This window comes from Nocardia sp. CDC153, assembly GCF_035818515.1.
In the GTDB taxonomy this organism is placed as follows: Bacteria; Actinomycetota; Actinomycetes; order Mycobacteriales; family Mycobacteriaceae; genus Nocardia.
Genome location: NZ_JAYKYU010000008.1, coordinates 114,958 through 130,065, shown reverse-complemented (window position 1 = coordinate 130,065; position 15,108 = coordinate 114,958). Strand labels below are relative to the sequence as shown.

The following is a 15,108-nucleotide window of genomic DNA, read 5'->3' as shown; positions in this document are numbered from 1 at the left end:
GCCGCAGGGCACTCGCCTCGCTGCGGGCTAGAAGATCCCGCCCAGCGACTCGTCTCTGGCCTGCGAGTAATCCTCCTCGTGCTCGGCGAGGTAGGAATCCCACGCCGTCTTGTCCCATATCTCGAGGAAGTCGACCGAGCCGATCACCACGCAATCCTTGGTCAGATTGGCGTAGCGGCGGTGCTCGGGCGACAGCATGATCCGGCCCTGTGCGTCCGGACGTTGCTCATCGGAGGAAGCCGCCAAGGCCCGGACGAATGCACGGGCCTGCGGGTTCGATCGGGAAGCGGCCGCGGCTCTCCGCGCGAGCGCGGTGAACTCGTCCTTGGGATACACGGCAAGGCTGTGGTCTTGTCCCTTCGTGACCATCAACCCTCCCGCCAGCTCGTCCCGGAACTTCGCAGGCAACGTCAGTCGCCCTTTGTCGTCCAACCGAGGGGTATAGGTACCGAGAAACAAGCCCCGACACCTCCTACCGGATCACCCTCTCGACTGTTCGGCCTCCTGTAGTGCGCGCTCCACATTACCCCACTTTCCCCCACTTTCAATCGAAAGCAGCGGTGATCTCGGTCCCCGCTTGGCGAACTTCGCAGGTCACACCAGCTATCACGGTGGTGGGGAAGATTTCTCGCAGTTCCCCCGACACGCGCGACGCGCGCCGATGAGCACCCGACAACAGCCAGCAAACCCGCAGATAGCGGGCATTCCAGGCGGCCGTGGGGCGGGGTGGGGAGGGTGCGTGGGGAGGTGTGGGGAATCCCCGGATCGGCGCGACACGCCGAAACGGCACCTACAAGAAACGCCGTGACGCCACACCCGAAATCGGTGTGGCGTCACGGCGTGTCGCGAGTGTTTCAGTTAGTCGGCCGAACGGAACTGGCCAGTCGGCCGAGTGGAGCTAACTGCCTTCTTCGAACCTCTTGCGGAAGCGGTCCTCCATGCGGGCGGAGAAACCGCCCGGCTTGCGCTGCTTACCGCGGTTGGCACCGGGGGCGCCGCCCGTGCTCGGATGCGCATCGCCCGACGGACTCGCCGACCCGCTCATGCGGGGGCCACCGATCAGCAACAGCACGCCCGCGGCGAACATGACGATGAAACCGACCAGACTGATGATCGGGAACCCGCCCGGCTTGAACGGTGCGGCAATGCCGGCCACCAATAGGAACAGACCGAGGACGAACAGGGCTGCCGCCTGAAGTCTGCGTCGGCCGGTGGCAGAACGTAACCGTCCACCCCGAACAGTCGAGGCGAACTTCGGATCCTCAGCATAGAGCGCGCTCTCGATCTGTTCGAGCATGCGCTGCTCGTGCTCGGAGAGTGGCACGGTACCTCCCCCGGCACTAGGTGGTGGCTGTCGCCTCCGGGTAGACGACGGATAGCCGACCTTGGCGGCTGTCTGCCACCAATAATACGAGTTCGATCAGAGCGCGACCACCTACTCGCCGATACTCACGCCAGCATTCCGGTTACCCACCCTGAACTGGGGCGCAGCCGAGCCGCGGCGGCCAGCAGATCCTCCACGTCGTGCAGGAATGCGCCTACCCGCGAAGCGAACTCGTCGGCGCGGCGATCATCGACGGGTCTTGGCAACCCCGCTTCCAGGGCCGCGCGGGTCTCGGATTGACCCGTGAAATAGTCGGCCCACATCACGAATTCCGGTGCCGCGCGCTGCATCAGGACCCAGGCGTTGCGAGAACGCGCGCGGGGCGCGCGGTCTGCGCCGGTGAGGGCGAGCACGGCGGCCGCGCCGCGCAATGCCGCCAGGTACGCGGTGCGGAACCGCTCCGCGGGATCGGTTTCCCCCTCGGCTTGCAGCAATAGACCATCCGCCTTGCGCAGTAGGTCTCCGGCGCGGCCGGGGTGGCCCGACCGTTCTGTTTTCCCGCTCATTTCGGGTACCTCCCCACTCGCTTACCCGATTCATGCCGACGTGGCCGTGGCGTATGCCGAGGTGGCCCCGCAAGATCGAACAGGTATTCGAAGGTTTCTGTTGGGTTTGAATATAGAGAGACCCACCGACAAGTTGAGCCGTCCGCCGTGGCGCTACTGTCGAATCCATCTGTCCGCGCCAACGGAGAGTTGCGTCCCGCCGATGACCGCAGTCACCCCCAAACCGACACCCGCACCCGTCGTGGTCGACCTGTCGGCCGCGACCCTGCGGCACCGGCTGCACGACGCCCTCGCGGTTTATGTGGCGGCCATGGACTATCCGCGCGGCACCGAACACCAGCGCGCGCCCATGTGGACCGAGCACACCACGCGCCCCGGCTGGCAGGCCGTGGCCGCGGTGCTGCCCGACGACGACGGGCGGCTGGACCTGCGCACCGCGCCGATCGTGGCCATCGCCTACGGCTATCACGGTGCGCCGCACCAGTGGTGGCATCAGCAGGTGTACAGCGGTATGCGGCGCACCGGCTGGCCCGAACACGCGGCGCGGGAACTGCTTTCGGACTACTTCGAGCTCACCGAGCTGCACGTGCACCCGGCCGCGCAGGGGCGCGGGCTCGGCGAGATCCTGCTGACGCGGCTGCTGCAGAACCGGCCCGAGCGCACGGTGCTGCTGTCCACGCCCGAGGTGGATCGGGAGGCGAACCGGGCCTGGCGGCTGTATCGGCGGCAGGGGTTCGGGGATGTGGTGCGGCACTTCATCTTCTCCGGCGACACCCGGCGGTTCGCGGTGCTGGGGCGGCGGCTGCCCCTGTGGCCGGAGAACGCACAGTGGCCGGAGAACGCGCAGTGGCCCGAGCAGACGCAGTGAGCAAGGCGGACATCGGATCCCGGCGCAGCTCTCGACGCATCGCGATTGTCGGTTCGGGGCACAATGCGCTGGTCGCGGCCTGCTACCTGGCGCGGGCCGGGCATCGGGTGGAGGTGCTGGAGCGGGACACCGTGCTGGGCGGGGCGGTCTCGACGATCGAGCGGTTCCCGGGACACCAGATCGATCGCGGGTCGTCGGCGCACATCATGATCCGGCACACCGGGATCATCGAGGAGCTGGAGCTCGCCGAGTTCGGGCTGCGGTACATCGATTGCGATCCTTGGGCTTTCGCGCCCGCACCGCCCGGCTCGGACCTGCCGCCCATCGTGTTCCACCGCGATCTGGACCGGACCTGCGCCTCGATCGCCGCGGCCTGCGGTGAGCGAGACGCCGAGGCGTATCGGCGGTTCGCGACCGTGTGGGGGCCGCGCAGCGTGCGGGTCATGCGGGCGTTCTCGGGGACGCCGACGGGCGGGCAGCTGCTGAAGTCGTTCTGGGGCATGGATCCTCGCGAGGCCGCCGGGGCGACCGGGCGGGCCAGCGGCGGGGCGCTCTCGCGGGAGATGATGCAGTCCGGAGATGCCCTGCTGGACAGTCTTTTCGACAGTGAGCGACTGAAGGCGGCGCTGGCCTGGTTCGGGGCGCAGTCCGGGCCACCCATGTCGGAGCCGGGCTCCGCGCCCATGGTCGGGTTCGCGGCGCTCATGCACATCCTGCCGCCGGGGCGGGCGGTCGGCGGGAGCGGCGCGTTGAGCGCGGCGCTGGTGGAACGGCTGAAGTCCGATGGCGGCACGGTCAGTGCCGGGGATGCGGTCGCGTCGCTGGCGCGGGTCGGTGACGGCTGGGCGGTGCGCACCGAGAGTGGGCGAACCGTCCACGCGGACACCGTCATCGCGGGCTGCCACATTCTCACCACGCTGAACCTGCTGGAGCGGGGCGGTTTCGACGCGGCGACGATCGCCGACTGGCGTCGCCGCATTCGCGTCGGCCCCGGCATCGGCATGGTCGTGCGCGCGGCCACCACCGCGCTCCCCCGCTATCCCGGCGCGGAGTCCACCGAATCCGCCCATGGCCTCCAGCTTCTCGTCACCGACCGCCGCGAACTGCGGCGCGCGCACGGTGCCGCGCTGGCCGGTGACCTGCCGCCGCGACCGGTGGTGCTGGCCATGAGTTTCACCGCCCTGGATCCGAGTCTCGCCCCGGCGGGCGAACACAATCTGACCCTGTGGTCGCAGTGGCACCCCTACGACCTGGCCGACGGCACGAAGTGGTCCGACCACGCCGACCGCGAGGGCGACCGCATCATCGCCGAACTCGACTCGTACGCACCGGGTTTCGCCGACACCGTGCGGCACCGCTTCGTCCAGACCCCCGCCGACCTGGAGGCCGAAATGGGCCTGCTCGGCGGCAATGTCATGCACGTCGAGATGTCCATCGACCAGATGTTCATGTGGCGACCGCTGCCGGAACTGGCCGGCCAGCGCGTGCCCGGCGCACCGGGGCTGTATCTCACCGGTGCCTCGACCCATCCGGGCGGCGGGGTGTCGGGAGCCAGCGGGCGCAGTGCGGCTCGGCTGGTGGAACGCGATCTGCGACCCGGTCGATTCGCACTCCTACGCAGGTGAGGACGTCCATCTCACGGGCCACGGCCGTCGCGGTCGTACCCGCCGTTCTGCTGGTGCTGGTGCAGATCGCGTATCCGCTGGCGCACGGGACGGGGCGGGATCGGGTGACCGTGGTGGTCGTCTTGCTTTCGGCGGGTACGGCTTTGGTGCATGCGGTGGTTACGCGGGGGTTGCGATGGGCGGCGGGGCTGCTGGTGATCGTGTCGGGGATCGGGTTGGGGGCCGAGGTGGTCGGAACGGCGACGGGGTTTCCGTTCGGTTGCTACGACTATGCGAGTGGGCGGCTGGGGCCGGAGGTGCTCGGGGTGCCGGTGGTGGTGGCGTTGGCTTGGACCGGTGGGCTGTATCCGGTGTGGATCGTGGCGGGGAGGGTGGGTGATGCTGCGGTGGGGCGGGTTTCACCGGCGGCTCGGCGGATTGCGCTGACGGCGGTGGGAGCGGTCGGGTGGGATCTGTTCCTCGATCCGCAGATGGTCGCGGACGGGCAGTGGAGCTGGTGCTCGACGGTTGCGGGACTGCCGGGGCTGGACCGGATTCCGGTAACGAACTATCTCGGGTGGTTCGTCGTCGCGTTGATCATGGCCGGGTTGCTGGAGGCGTGGGATCGGACGGCTGCGGATACCGGTGCGGCGCGTGCGGTTCCGGTGGCGGTGTTCCTGTGGACCTGGCTCGGGTCGACGTTGGCGCACGCGGTGTTTCTCGGGTTGCCGGTGTCGGCGGTGTACGGGTTCTGCGGGCTCGGGGTGCTGGGGTTTCCGCTGGTTCGACAGCTGGGTGCCCGTCGAATCACCCTGCGGCCGGGCACGCATGGCACGATGTGAGCCGTGCAGCCGAGTCCGATCATGTCGACAGCAGAGGAAATGCCCGAGCCAGCGTCAGGGATCAGCCCCGAGCGGCGGCCCCGCCGGTGGGTGCGGATGCTGGCGGTGGTCCTGTTCGCGGGGCTGGCCGTGCTGCTGACCGGATGCCTGCGGGTGCAGGTGTCGATGGGTGTGTCCTCCAACGACCGGGTGTCGGGCCGCATTGTCGCGGCGGCCGTGCCGCAGAACGACAAGGACAAGGGCCCGCAGCTGAAGGCCCCCGACGGGCTGCAGAGCAAGGTGCGGGTGGACTCCTACTCGCAGGACGGATACGTCGGCAGCCAGGTGTATTTCGACGATCTCACCTTCGGTGAGGTGCAGCAGCTGGGCTCCATGTCCGACCAGACCTCCGGTATGTTCAACCTGGTCTTCAACCGCACCGGCGACCTGGTCACGCTGAGCGGCCGGGTGGATCTGAAGAGCCTGCCGCCGCAGGGGTCCGATGTGCAGTTGACCGTCGCCTTCCCGGCGCGCGTCGCCACCACCAACGGCACCCGCGACGGTGATTCGGTGGTGAGCTGGAAGCTGCCCGCCGGTGATGTCAGCACGCTGCGCGCGGAAGTCGGTTACGCCGACCCGAATACGCGGTCCTTCGCGGGCTGGGCGGGCATTGTCGGCGGCATCACCCTCGCCGTCGCCGCCGTGGTCGCCGTCCTGGCCTACATGGTCCGCAATCCCGATCCGCCCGCCTACGTCCGGGCCGCGCGCTGGCTGCGCCCCGATCGCACCAAGGTCCGATGAGTCTCGCGGCGAGGGCGGTGACGGCCGGAAGCGCCGTGGCTGCCCTCGGCGCGGCCACCGCCCTCGCGAATCGCCTGGGCATGCCCCGGCTTCGGTCCGACGCGCGAGAGATCACCGAGCCGGTCACCGTATTGATTCCGGCCCGGAACGAGGCCGGGCGACTACCGGCGTTGATCGCCGACCTCCGTGCCCAGCAAGGGATTTCCGATCTGGGCGTGGTCATCCTCGACGACGGGTCGACCGACGGGACCGGCGACGCCGCCTTGGCCGCCATCGGTGCGGACGAGCGCTTCTTCCTGGCCCGCAATGACATCGATCCCCCGGCGGGCTGGACCGGTAAGACCGCGGCGTGCGCCCGGCTCGCCGACCTCACCTCCGGCGAAGACGTGCTGATCTTCCTCGACGCCGATATTCGGCTGGCGCCCGATGCGCTGGCCGCGGCGGTGCGCGAATTGCGTTCGAGCCGAGCCGCACTCGTCTGTCCCTGGCCGGAGCAACTCGCGGGCTCCCCGGTGGAGCATCTGGTACAGCCGCTGCTGGCCTGGTCCTGGGCCTCGACTCTGCCTGTCGCGCTGGCTAATCGCCTCTTGCGGCCCTCGATGGCCGTGGCCTGTGGGCAGTTCCTGGTCTTCGACGCCGCCGCGTATCGCGGGCTCGGCGGGCATACCGTGGTGGCGGACAGCGTCACCGAGGATTTGGCGATCGCCCGGGAGCTTCGAAGACGCGGGCACCGCACGACGCTGGTCGCGGCCGGGCCGCTCGCGCGGACCCGCATGTATCGCGAGGCAAGCGAACTCGCCGACGGATACGGCCGCTGGCTGTGGTCGGCCTACGGCGGTCCCGTCGGCAGTCTCGCCGTCGGTTCGGTTGCGGCACTGACCTTCTGGGCTCCGCCACTGGCGGCCATACTCGGTCGCGGACGGGTTCGCCGGATCGGGCTGCTCGGCTACGCCGCGGCCGTGACCGCGCGCCTGCTGGCCCGCTCGACCGAACGCGGCGGACCCGTCGAACCCGCGGATGCCGTTGCCGCCCTGGCACATCCGCTGTCCGTGGCCGCATATCTCGGGCTCTCCGCCCGCTCCCACGGTGCCCGCCGGGCGGGCACCCTGCGCTGGAAGGGCCGAAAGGTCTAGGGCACCGGCGTCATTCCCACCGTGGGCAGGAACAAGCAGGTGGTGTTCCCATTGCGGACCGTGCCGAACATGGCGGCCAGCACGGTGCCGGAGCCGGTATTGACGGGCACGGCGCGCACCCCGCCGATCGGGAGGGCGGCGGTGAAGTAGTCGCGCACGGCCTGTTCGACGGTGGGGCGCAATTCATTCGGGACCTGGGGCGGGATCATGCCGTCGAGCACCTGGGTGAGCGGGCCCATGGGGACCAGGCCGCCGCGGCCGGTGGTCAGGTTGACCCAGGCCACCTGCATGCCGGAGGTGTCCGCGCCGTCCTTGCCGATGCCGTAGGGCACGAAGGCGAACATGGCCTGGCCCGCCTTGACGGCCGAAAGGTCAAGGCCCGGAATGGAAACCGTGTAGCGCGGCCACGGGCCGGGCACCGTGCCCGCCACCGCCGGGGCCAGGCCCAAGGTGGTGCCGCCCAGGCAGAAGGGGGCCGCGGTCGGGTAGAGGAAGGGCTCGACGCCCAGGGCCTGCAATCCGTCGACGGTCTGGTTGTAGGCCGAGAGCCAGTCGGTGGGTGCGGCGGCCTCGCCCGCGGTGGCAGCGCCGCCCGCGGTGGCGATGGCGGCCAGGGCGGCGGCGGCCTCGGCGGTGAGGGTCGCGGGCGGGGTGGCGGGTGCCGCGGCCGCGGTGCCGGTCAGGGTTGCCGGGCCGGTAGCGGTGAGTAGTGCGCAGACGCCGACGGCGCCCGCTACGCGGACGAGGTGGTGGAACACGGACATGGGAGGCTCCCCTCGAGGTCACGAGTCGAGGGGGAGGCTACTCCGCTGACCAGCAACAACCGGACATTTGCTCCGGCATGCCGGTCGGTTGTTCAGGCGTGGGCGGGTGTCGGCGACATGGTGTAGCCGAGGTTCGCCAACACTTCGCCGGTGGCCTTGGCGAAATTCAGGGTGATGAAGTGCAGGCAGGGCGCGCCCTCGGAGATGAGGCGCTCGGCGATCTCGGTGGCGATCTCGATGCCGACCGCGCGGACCGCCGCGCGATTCTCCTCCGGGCCGTCGCCGGCGGCCTGGTGCAGACGCTCCATGATCTTCGGCGGCAGGGCGCGACCCGACAGCTCGACCGCGCGCTCGACGGTGCGCAGCGAGGTGATCGGCATGAGTTCCGGGATGATCGGCTTCGCGCCCTCGATCGGGTCGGCCGCGATGGCGCGATCGCGCAGGCGCAGATAGTGCTCCGGGTCGAAGAACATCTGGGTGATCGAATACTCCGCGCCCGCACGCAGTTTCGACACCAGGAAGCGGGTGTCGTCGTCGAGGTTGTCCGACCGCGGGTGGCCCTGCGGGAACGAGGCCACGCCCACGTGGAAGTCGCCCAGATCGCGCACCATGCGGACCAGTTCCTCGGCGTACTCGACGCCCTCGGGATGCTTGACCCACTCACCCAGCACATCGCCGGGCGGATCGCCGCGCAGCACCAGCAGATTCCGGATGCCCGAATCCGCGTACGCGCCGACGATCGAACGCAGTTCGGCCACAGAGTGATCCACGGCGGTCAGGTGCGCGACCGTCAGCAGCGTGGTCTCGCGCGCCAACTGCCCGGTGACCCGAATGGTGCGATCGCGGGTGGACCCGCCCGCGCCGTAGGTCATGGACACAAATGCCGGATGCAGCCGCTCGAACTCGCGCGCGGCCCGCCACAGCCGCGCCTCACCGGCGGCATCGCGCGGGGGATTGAATTCGACCGAGAAGGGAATCGACCCGTCGGGACGCGGCCCCAACTGCTGCACCACCGACCGAGTTCCGGACCCTTGCGGTGTGCGGGAAACTCGGCCAGGGGTCGAATATCCCCGTACATTGTCGAAACTCACGCGGACATTTTACGGGTCGAGATGAGGCCCCGCCCCCCGACCTGCGCTTATCCCAGCAGGTGAGACCCGGACGCGCCGCTGCCCGCAGTGCGGTCTGGCGGGCGGGCGTGCCGGGATGGTGTGGGTCACTTCGGGGCGGGCGGGGATTGGGGCGGGCGCAACCGATTCCTGGGGGCGGTGTGGGGCTGGGTATTGTCGGGGGCGGATCCCGTGGGCGGGCTTTGGGCCGATCGGCGGGGTTGGGCATTTGCCGCGTGGCGGCACTCACCAAGGAGGCTCCCCTGTCCGCCGGACCCGGTACCCACAGCCGCCAGCAGGTTGGCGCGGCCTCGGTCGTCGCCGCCGTGGAGGAGCGTCTCACAGCGTTCTTCCGGACCCGGGAGCCGATCGTCGAGCCGCTCGGGCCGGTGTTCGTGGACGCGGCACGGGCGTTGGAGGACTTCGTGATCCGCGGGGGCAAGCGGACGCGGCCGTCTTTCGCGTGGACCGGATGGTTGGGGGCGGGGCGCAGCGCCGACGAGCCGGAGGCGGACGCGGTGCTGACCGCGTGTTCGGCGCTGGAGCTGGTGCAGGCGTGCGCGCTCATTCACGACGACATCATCGATTCCTCGCGCACCCGGCGCGGATTCCCGACCGTGCACGTGGATTACGAACAGCGGCACCGGGATCAGCGCTGGCGGGGTGACGCCGACCACTACGGGGTCAGCGTCGCCGTGCTCATCGGCGATCTCGCGCTGGCCTGGGCCGACGATATGACCCGCGACGCCGGACTGCCCGCCGACGCGGCCGCCCGCTTCGCACCGGTGTGGGCCGCCATGCGCACCGAGGTGCTGGGCGGGCAGCTGCTCGACATCCACGGCGAATCCGCCGGGGACGAGACCGTCGAGGCCGCGCTGCGGATCAACCGGTACAAGACCGCCGCCTACACCATCGAACGGCCGCTGCACATGGGTGCCGCGCTGGCCGACGCCTCCCCCGAACTCATTGCCGCCTACCGGGAATTCGGCACCGACATCGGCATCGCCTTCCAGCTGCGCGACGACCTGCTCGGCGTCTTCGGCGACCCGGCCGTCACCGGCAAGCCCTCGGGCGACGACCTGCGCGAGGGCAAGCGCACCGTCCTCATCGCCGAGGCCCTCCAACGCGCCGACGCCGATGCCCCGGCCGTCGGGGACCTCATTCGCTCCAGCCTCGGCACCGACGTGACGGCCGAGCAGGTGGCCGAATTGCGCACGGCCATCACCGATCTCGGCGCGGTCGACGCGGTCGAGAAGCGCATCAGCTCGCTCACCGATCAGGCCCTCACCGCCCTGGACGCCAGCACCGCGACGCCCGAAGCCAAGCGGCAACTGCGCGCCATGGCCCTGGCCGCCACCGCGCGTGCCTACTGAGCCCAACCCGCATCGGTCGATACGAAAGAACTGGTTCGCATGAAAACTGTTGCGGGGCCGACTGATCGGGTCGTGGTGATCGGCGCTGGACTGTCCGGGCTTTCGGCGGCGTTGCATCTGGTCGCGGCCGGGCGGCAGGTGACCGTGCTCGAACGGGCGGATCATCCGGGCGGGCGGGTCGGCCGGTATCGCGGACCCGACTATGAGATCGATTCCGGGGCAACGATTCTCACCCTGCCCGAGTTGATCGACGAGGTACTCGGGGTGGTCGGGCACACCCGGGAGTCGGTCGGGCTGCGGATTCTCGAGATGGCACCCGCCTATCGGGCGCGGTTCGCGGACGGGTCGGTGGTCGGCGTCTACTCCGAGGAGGAGCGGATGGCCGCCGAACTCGAACGGCTGCGCGGGGCGCGGGTGGCGCGGAATTACCGGCGGCTGCGCGGATGGCTGAAAGGCGTGTACGAGGCCGAGTTCCGGCAGTTCATGGACACCAACTTCGATTCACCCCTGGACATGGTCCGGATTCCCGAGAAGCGGGTGGCGCTGACGAAGCTGGTGCGGCTGGGCGCCTTCGGGCGACTCGGGCCGAAAGTCGGTGCGATCGTGCGGGATTCGCAGATCGCGCGGCTGTTCAGCTTTCAGGCGCTGTTCGCGGGGACCTCGCCGAACCAGGCGCTCGGCGTCTACGGGGCCATTCCCTATATGGACACCTGCCTGGGCGTGTACTACCCCGAAGGCGGTATGCGGGCCATCGCCGAGGCGCTCGGCCGGGCCCTCATCATGGCGGGCGGAACCCTCGAGCTGAACGCCGACGTGATCGGGATCGATTACCAGGGCAGGCGGGCCACCGCCGTCCGCACCGCCGACGGCCGCGTCGTCGACTGCGACGCCGTGGTGGTGACCGCCGACATCGGTTCCCTCCCCCGCTTCGGACTGCGCCATCGCCGCGGCCTGCGAGCCTCGCCCTCGGCCGTGGTGGCGCACGGCACCGTGCCCGCCGAGATCGCCCGAACCTGGCCGGTGCAGGCGCATCACACCATCGACTTCGGGCACGCCTGGGACCGGACCTTCGCCGAGATCGCCGCACGCCCCGGCCGCGGCCGCCTGATGAGCGACCCGTCGCTGCTGCTCACCCGGCCCGCGCTCACCGACCCCTCGCTCTATATCGACCGCCCCGAGCGGCACATCGACAGCGACGGCCATCTGCGCGAGACCGTCCGCTACGAGCCGCTGTCGCTGCTGGCCCCCTGCCCCAACCTGGCCGCCGCGCCCCTCGGCTGGGACCAGCTCACCCCCTTCTACCTGCGCGAACTCCTCAAAACCCTGGAAGAGCGCGGCTACCAAGGCATTTCGGAGCACTTCCGCGTCGACCACGTGGACACCCCGCGCACCTGGCAGGCCCGGGGGATGCTCGCGGGCACCCCGTTCTCCGCGGCGCACCTGTTCCGCCAGACCGGACCCTTCCGCACCCGAAACCTGGTGCGCGCCCGCGCGAATGTCGTCCTGGCCGGTTCGGGCACCGTGCCCGGCGTCGGCGTGCCGACCGTGCTGTTGTCGGGCAGACTGGCTGCGGCGCGTATCACGGGTGATGCGCGACATGCCGTCAGTCGATCACTCGATGCCGGGGCAGTGGTACCGGCGGGTAAGCACTAGACTGACCGCGTCCTTGTACCACCGCGGCCCGCCGCCGCCGACCTTTCCGGGGGGAAGACCGCCTATGCCGACCCCCGATACGGACGCCGCCATCGCCACGGACACCGCGCAGAGCTCCACCGCAGCCGCGCGGGCGACCGTCGACGGCCCCGCATCGCACGGCTGGAAGCGCAACACCACGGGGTGGATGCACACCCTCGGCGACTTCGTGCGCGGCCCGGCCGGGCATTCGGCCACGCTCGGATTCTTCGGCGCGCTGCTGATCACCTTCGGCGGTTTCGGCGCGGGCAGCACCCGGCGGAACGACCCGCTGCTCGAAGCCATGCACCTGTCCTGGCTGCGCATGGGACACGGGCTGGTGCTCTCGTCACTGTTCGTGTGGATCGGCGTGATCGCCATGATCACGGCGTGGGTCCGACTGGGGCGCATCGTCATCGGCAAACAGCCGGGCATCGACGTGACCCTCAACGAACTGCGCGCCATCGTCGGCATCTGGATCGCCCCGCTGCTGCTCGCGGTCCCCATGTTCAGCCGCGATGCCTACTCGTATCTGGCGCAGGGCGCGATGCTGCGCGACAACATCAACCCCTACGTGTACGGACCGGTTGAGCTCAAGGCCAACGCCGCCGTGGTGCTGGACAATGTGAGCTCCGTCTGGACCACCACCACCGCGCCATACGGGCCCATCTTCCTGCTCATCGGGCGGGCCATCACCACGATCACCGGTGACAACGTGGTCGCGGGCACCATCGCGCTGCGGCTGGTCATGCTGCCCGGCCTGGCGCTCATGGTGTGGGCGGTCCCGCATCTGACCAAACATCTCGGCGGCAAGCCGACCACGGCGCTGTGGCTGGCGGTGCTCAACCCGCTGGTGCTCATCCATCTGATCGGCGGCGTGCACAACGAAATGCTCATGGTGGGCCTGATGGCCGCCGGCATCGCGCTGGTGCTCGAACACCATCACGTGGCGGGCATCGTGGTGGTCGCGGTCGGCGTGGCCGTCAAGGCCACCGCGGGCGTGGCACTGCCATTCCTGGTGTGGATCTGGATGATTCACGAACGCGAGCGCCGCGCGGCGCGCAACGAGGGCGAACTGCCGCATCCCGTCCTGAGTTTCGCCAAGATCAGCGCGTTGGGTGTGGCGGTCTTCGCGGCCGTGTTCGCGGTGGCGACCTGGGCCACCGGGCTGCGCGACCATCAGATCGGCTGGCTGACCGCGCTTTCCGGTTCGAAGAAGATCATCAACTGGCTCTCGCTGCCGACCATCATGGCGCACGTCGTCACCTGGGTGACGCCGCTGTCGATGGACTCGGTCCTCAACGTCACCCGCATCATGTGCGCGGCCGTCATGGTGGCGATCCTGGTGTGGGCCTGGTGGCGGTTCAAGAACAGCGAGAAGGAGGCCGTGCTCGGCATTCTCGTGGCGTTCGTGGCCATCGTGATCCTCTCGCCCGCGGCCCTGCCCTGGTACTACTCGTGGCCGCTGGCGCTGGCGGCCGGGTTCGCGCTGTCCACCCGGACGCTGCAGATCCTGGTCGGCCTGTGCACGTGGCTCATGCTGATCTTCCAGCCGGACGGCGCGCCCGTCACCAACTACGTGCACGGCACCCTGGCGATCTTCGCCGCGGTGGTGGCCGCGCTCTCGCTGGTCCAGGTGGATCCGCTGAAACTGCGGGCGGCACACCCGCATACCGACAGCCACCCGCCCGCCGAGCAGCTCGGCGGCACGGCCGCACCCGGCGCGGCGTGACCGCGCCCATGCCGCTGGATCGCGCCTACCGGGACTGCCGCCGGATCGCCGCCACCCACGGGCGCACCTACTTCCTGGCCACCCGGCTGCTGGAACCCGAGCGAAGACCGGCGGTGCACGCGCTCTACGCGTTCGCCCGGCTGGTCGACGACATCGTGGACGCCAGCGACGCGCCGGAGCGGGCCGCGGAATCGACCGCGCGGCTGGATCGGATCGAACACGAACTGCGGGCGCGACTGGTGGACGCGCCGATCGAGGCGGTCGACGGGCGCGAGGCCCGGGTGCTGCTGGCGGTCTCCGACACCATTCGGCGGTATTCGATTGCGGCCGAACACTTCTGGGTCTTCCTCGACTCCATGCGCATGGATATTCCGGGCGGGCCGCAGTATCGCGACCGGTACGCCTCCATGGCGGAACTGAACGAGTACATGCGCGGGTCGGCCGCCGCCATCGGGCTGCAACTGCTGCCGGTGCTGGGCACCGTCGTCCCGACCGCCGACGCCGAACCGGCGGCGGCCGCGCTGGGGGAAGCGTTCCAGCTCACCAATTTCCTGCGGGATATCGCCGAGGACCTCGATCGCGGGCGGGTGTATCTGCCCGCCGACGAATTGGCGGCATTCGGGGTGGATGCCGAACTGCTGTTCCACTGCCGGGAATCGGGGCGCACAGATCCGCGGGTGCGGCGGGCGCTGGCGCATTTGATCGCGATCAATCGGGGGATTTATCGGCGGGCGATTCCCGGGATCGATCTGCTCGCCCCGCGGGTCCGCCCGGCCATTCGGACGGCGGCGACGCTGTACGGCGGAATTCTCGATGAGATCGAACGGGCCGACTACGCGGTTTTCACCCGTCGGGCCGTCGTACCTCAACACCGTCGTTTACGTGTCGCGGCGCGCGAATTCGTCGCGGCCAGTCCACTGCGGAACTGACCGCGACGCTGGTCCAGCTATTTCAGAACGGATCGGCCGCCGCTCGGCGGATCACCTCGCGGGCCAGCGGCCCGTGGATGGCGTCGATCGGGCGACCGGGCAGGGACTCGTCCTCGGTGTAGATCCACTCGAGGATTTCCTCGTCGGTGTATTTGCTGTCACGCATGACCGTGATGAGACCGGTCAGGTGCTTGGCCACCGCGCCGGTGGAATCGAAGAACTCCTTCGGAATTCCGGCAACGCCATCGCGGCGCACCGCGATTATCTGATGGTCGCGCAGCATCTGATGGACCCGCGTGACCACCATGCCCAGTTGCTCGGCCACGTCGGGCAGCGGGATCAGGGTCACCGAATCCGGCAGGACGTCTTCGCTGCAAGGAAAGGCACTCACCCGGACCACGGTAGTCTCTCGC

15 protein-coding genes are annotated in these 15,108 nt (G+C 69.6%); 9 read left to right on the top strand and 6 right to left on the bottom strand.

Going from position 1 to position 15,108, the window contains the following annotated elements; translation table 11 throughout:
• Positions 1–27 precede the first annotated feature (27 nt).
• From mraZ to VMT65_RS35765, 3 genes are all read right to left on the bottom strand, one after another.
• Positions 28–459, bottom strand: a complete 432-nt coding sequence (mraZ, locus tag VMT65_RS35775) for a division/cell wall cluster transcriptional repressor MraZ (RefSeq protein ID WP_326313116.1) — start codon at positions 457–459, stop codon at positions 28–30.
• A gap of 439 nt (positions 460–898) precedes the next feature.
• A complete protein-coding gene (locus VMT65_RS35770) occupies positions 899–1,324 on the bottom strand; it encodes a DUF3040 domain-containing protein (protein ID WP_326313115.1) in 426 nt (141 codons plus the stop codon).
• 125 nt (positions 1,325–1,449) lie between these two features.
• Positions 1,450–1,890 carry an SAV_6107 family HEPN domain-containing protein gene (locus VMT65_RS35765; RefSeq protein WP_326313114.1) on the bottom strand — a complete coding sequence of 147 codons (441 nt, stop codon included), beginning with the start codon at positions 1,888–1,890 and terminating at the stop codon, positions 1,450–1,452.
• A 202-nt stretch (positions 1,891–2,092) separates the two neighbouring features.
• On the opposite strand from VMT65_RS35765, the gene VMT65_RS35760 reads away from it, so the two are divergent.
• Genes VMT65_RS35760 through VMT65_RS35740 form a run of 5 tightly spaced genes read left to right on the top strand, consistent with a single transcriptional unit; the run spans position 2,093 to position 7,117 of the window.
• Entirely contained in the window at positions 2,093–2,758 is a 666-nt protein-coding gene (locus VMT65_RS35760; protein ID WP_326313113.1) for a GNAT family N-acetyltransferase, read from the top strand.
• Positions 2,755–4,383: a phytoene desaturase family protein gene (locus tag VMT65_RS35755; RefSeq protein WP_326313112.1), complete on the top strand. Its 1,629-nt coding sequence runs from the start codon at positions 2,755–2,757 to the stop codon at positions 4,381–4,383. The genes VMT65_RS35760 and VMT65_RS35755 overlap by 4 nt, the downstream gene beginning before the upstream one ends.
• A complete protein-coding gene (locus VMT65_RS35750) occupies positions 4,380–5,204 on the top strand; it encodes a carotenoid biosynthesis protein (protein WP_326313111.1) in 825 nt (274 codons plus the stop codon). Before VMT65_RS35755 ends, VMT65_RS35750 begins: the two co-directional genes overlap by 4 nt.
• A 39-nt stretch (positions 5,205–5,243) precedes the next feature.
• The gene (locus tag VMT65_RS35745) at positions 5,244–5,984 is read left to right on the top strand and encodes an LppM family (lipo)protein (RefSeq protein WP_442790377.1); all 741 of its coding nucleotides are present in this window, start codon (positions 5,244–5,246) and stop codon (positions 5,982–5,984) included.
• Positions 5,981–7,117 (top strand): glycosyltransferase, encoded by a 1,137-nt coding sequence (locus tag VMT65_RS35740; RefSeq protein ID WP_326313110.1) that lies wholly within the window; start codon positions 5,981–5,983, stop codon positions 7,115–7,117. The genes VMT65_RS35745 and VMT65_RS35740 overlap by 4 nt, the downstream gene beginning before the upstream one ends.
• On the opposite strand, the gene VMT65_RS35735 is transcribed toward VMT65_RS35740, so the two are convergent.
• Entirely contained in the window at positions 7,114–7,881 is a 768-nt protein-coding gene (locus tag VMT65_RS35735; RefSeq protein ID WP_326313109.1) for a hypothetical protein, read from the bottom strand. The two genes, VMT65_RS35740 and VMT65_RS35735, sit on opposite strands and share 4 nt — an antisense overlap.
• 92 nt (positions 7,882–7,973) lie before the next feature.
• On the bottom strand, positions 7,974–8,972 hold the full coding sequence (locus tag VMT65_RS35730; RefSeq protein WP_326313108.1) for a methylenetetrahydrofolate reductase: 999 nt from the start codon (positions 8,970–8,972) through the stop codon (positions 7,974–7,976).
• A 254-nt stretch (positions 8,973–9,226) separates the two neighbouring features.
• Between VMT65_RS35730 and VMT65_RS35725 the strand changes: the two genes are divergently transcribed.
• From VMT65_RS35725 to VMT65_RS35710, 4 genes are all read left to right on the top strand, one after another.
• Complete coding sequence (locus VMT65_RS35725; RefSeq protein ID WP_442790376.1) at positions 9,227–10,363, top strand: polyprenyl synthetase family protein; 1,137 nt, start codon at positions 9,227–9,229, stop codon at positions 10,361–10,363.
• A 39-nt stretch (positions 10,364–10,402) separates the two neighbouring features.
• Positions 10,403–12,016, top strand: a complete 1,614-nt coding sequence (crtI, locus tag VMT65_RS35720; protein WP_326313107.1) for a phytoene desaturase family protein — start codon at positions 10,403–10,405, stop codon at positions 12,014–12,016.
• Between the two features lie 64 nt (positions 12,017–12,080).
• Positions 12,081–13,766 (top strand): alpha-(1->6)-mannopyranosyltransferase A, encoded by a 1,686-nt coding sequence (locus VMT65_RS35715; RefSeq protein ID WP_442790375.1) that lies wholly within the window; start codon positions 12,081–12,083, stop codon positions 13,764–13,766.
• Positions 13,767–13,774: 8 nt separating this feature from the next.
• The gene (locus tag VMT65_RS35710) at positions 13,775–14,695 is read left to right on the top strand and encodes a phytoene/squalene synthase family protein (RefSeq protein WP_326313205.1); all 921 of its coding nucleotides are present in this window, start codon (positions 13,775–13,777) and stop codon (positions 14,693–14,695) included.
• A gap of 22 nt (positions 14,696–14,717) precedes the next feature.
• Here the strand turns inward: VMT65_RS35710 and VMT65_RS35705 are convergent, their stop codons facing one another.
• Complete coding sequence (locus tag VMT65_RS35705; RefSeq protein WP_326313106.1) at positions 14,718–15,086, bottom strand: Rv2175c family DNA-binding protein; 369 nt, start codon at positions 15,084–15,086, stop codon at positions 14,718–14,720.
• Positions 15,087–15,108 lie beyond the last annotated feature (22 nt).

Bases quoted from the DNA above. Each gene is read 5' to 3' on its own strand.
- VMT65_RS35765 (WP_326313114.1), bottom strand. From the start codon at position 1,890: ATGAGCGGGAAAACAGAACGGTCGGGCCACCCCGGCCGCGCCGGAGAC.
- VMT65_RS35760 (WP_326313113.1), top strand. From the start codon at position 2,093: ATGACCGCAGTCACCCCCAAACCGACACCCGCACCCGTCGTGGTCGAC.
- VMT65_RS35745 (WP_442790377.1), top strand. From the start codon at position 5,244: ATGCCCGAGCCAGCGTCAGGGATCAGCCCCGAGCGGCGGCCCCGCCGG.
- VMT65_RS35740 (WP_326313110.1), top strand. From the start codon at position 5,981: ATGAGTCTCGCGGCGAGGGCGGTGACGGCCGGAAGCGCCGTGGCTGCC.
- VMT65_RS35735 (WP_326313109.1), bottom strand. From the start codon at position 7,881: ATGTCCGTGTTCCACCACCTCGTCCGCGTAGCGGGCGCCGTCGGCGTC.
- crtI (WP_326313107.1), top strand. From the start codon at position 10,403: ATGAAAACTGTTGCGGGGCCGACTGATCGGGTCGTGGTGATCGGCGCT.
- VMT65_RS35715 (WP_442790375.1), top strand. From the start codon at position 12,081: ATGCCGACCCCCGATACGGACGCCGCCATCGCCACGGACACCGCGCAG.
- VMT65_RS35710 (WP_326313205.1), top strand. From the start codon at position 13,775: ATGCCGCTGGATCGCGCCTACCGGGACTGCCGCCGGATCGCCGCCACC.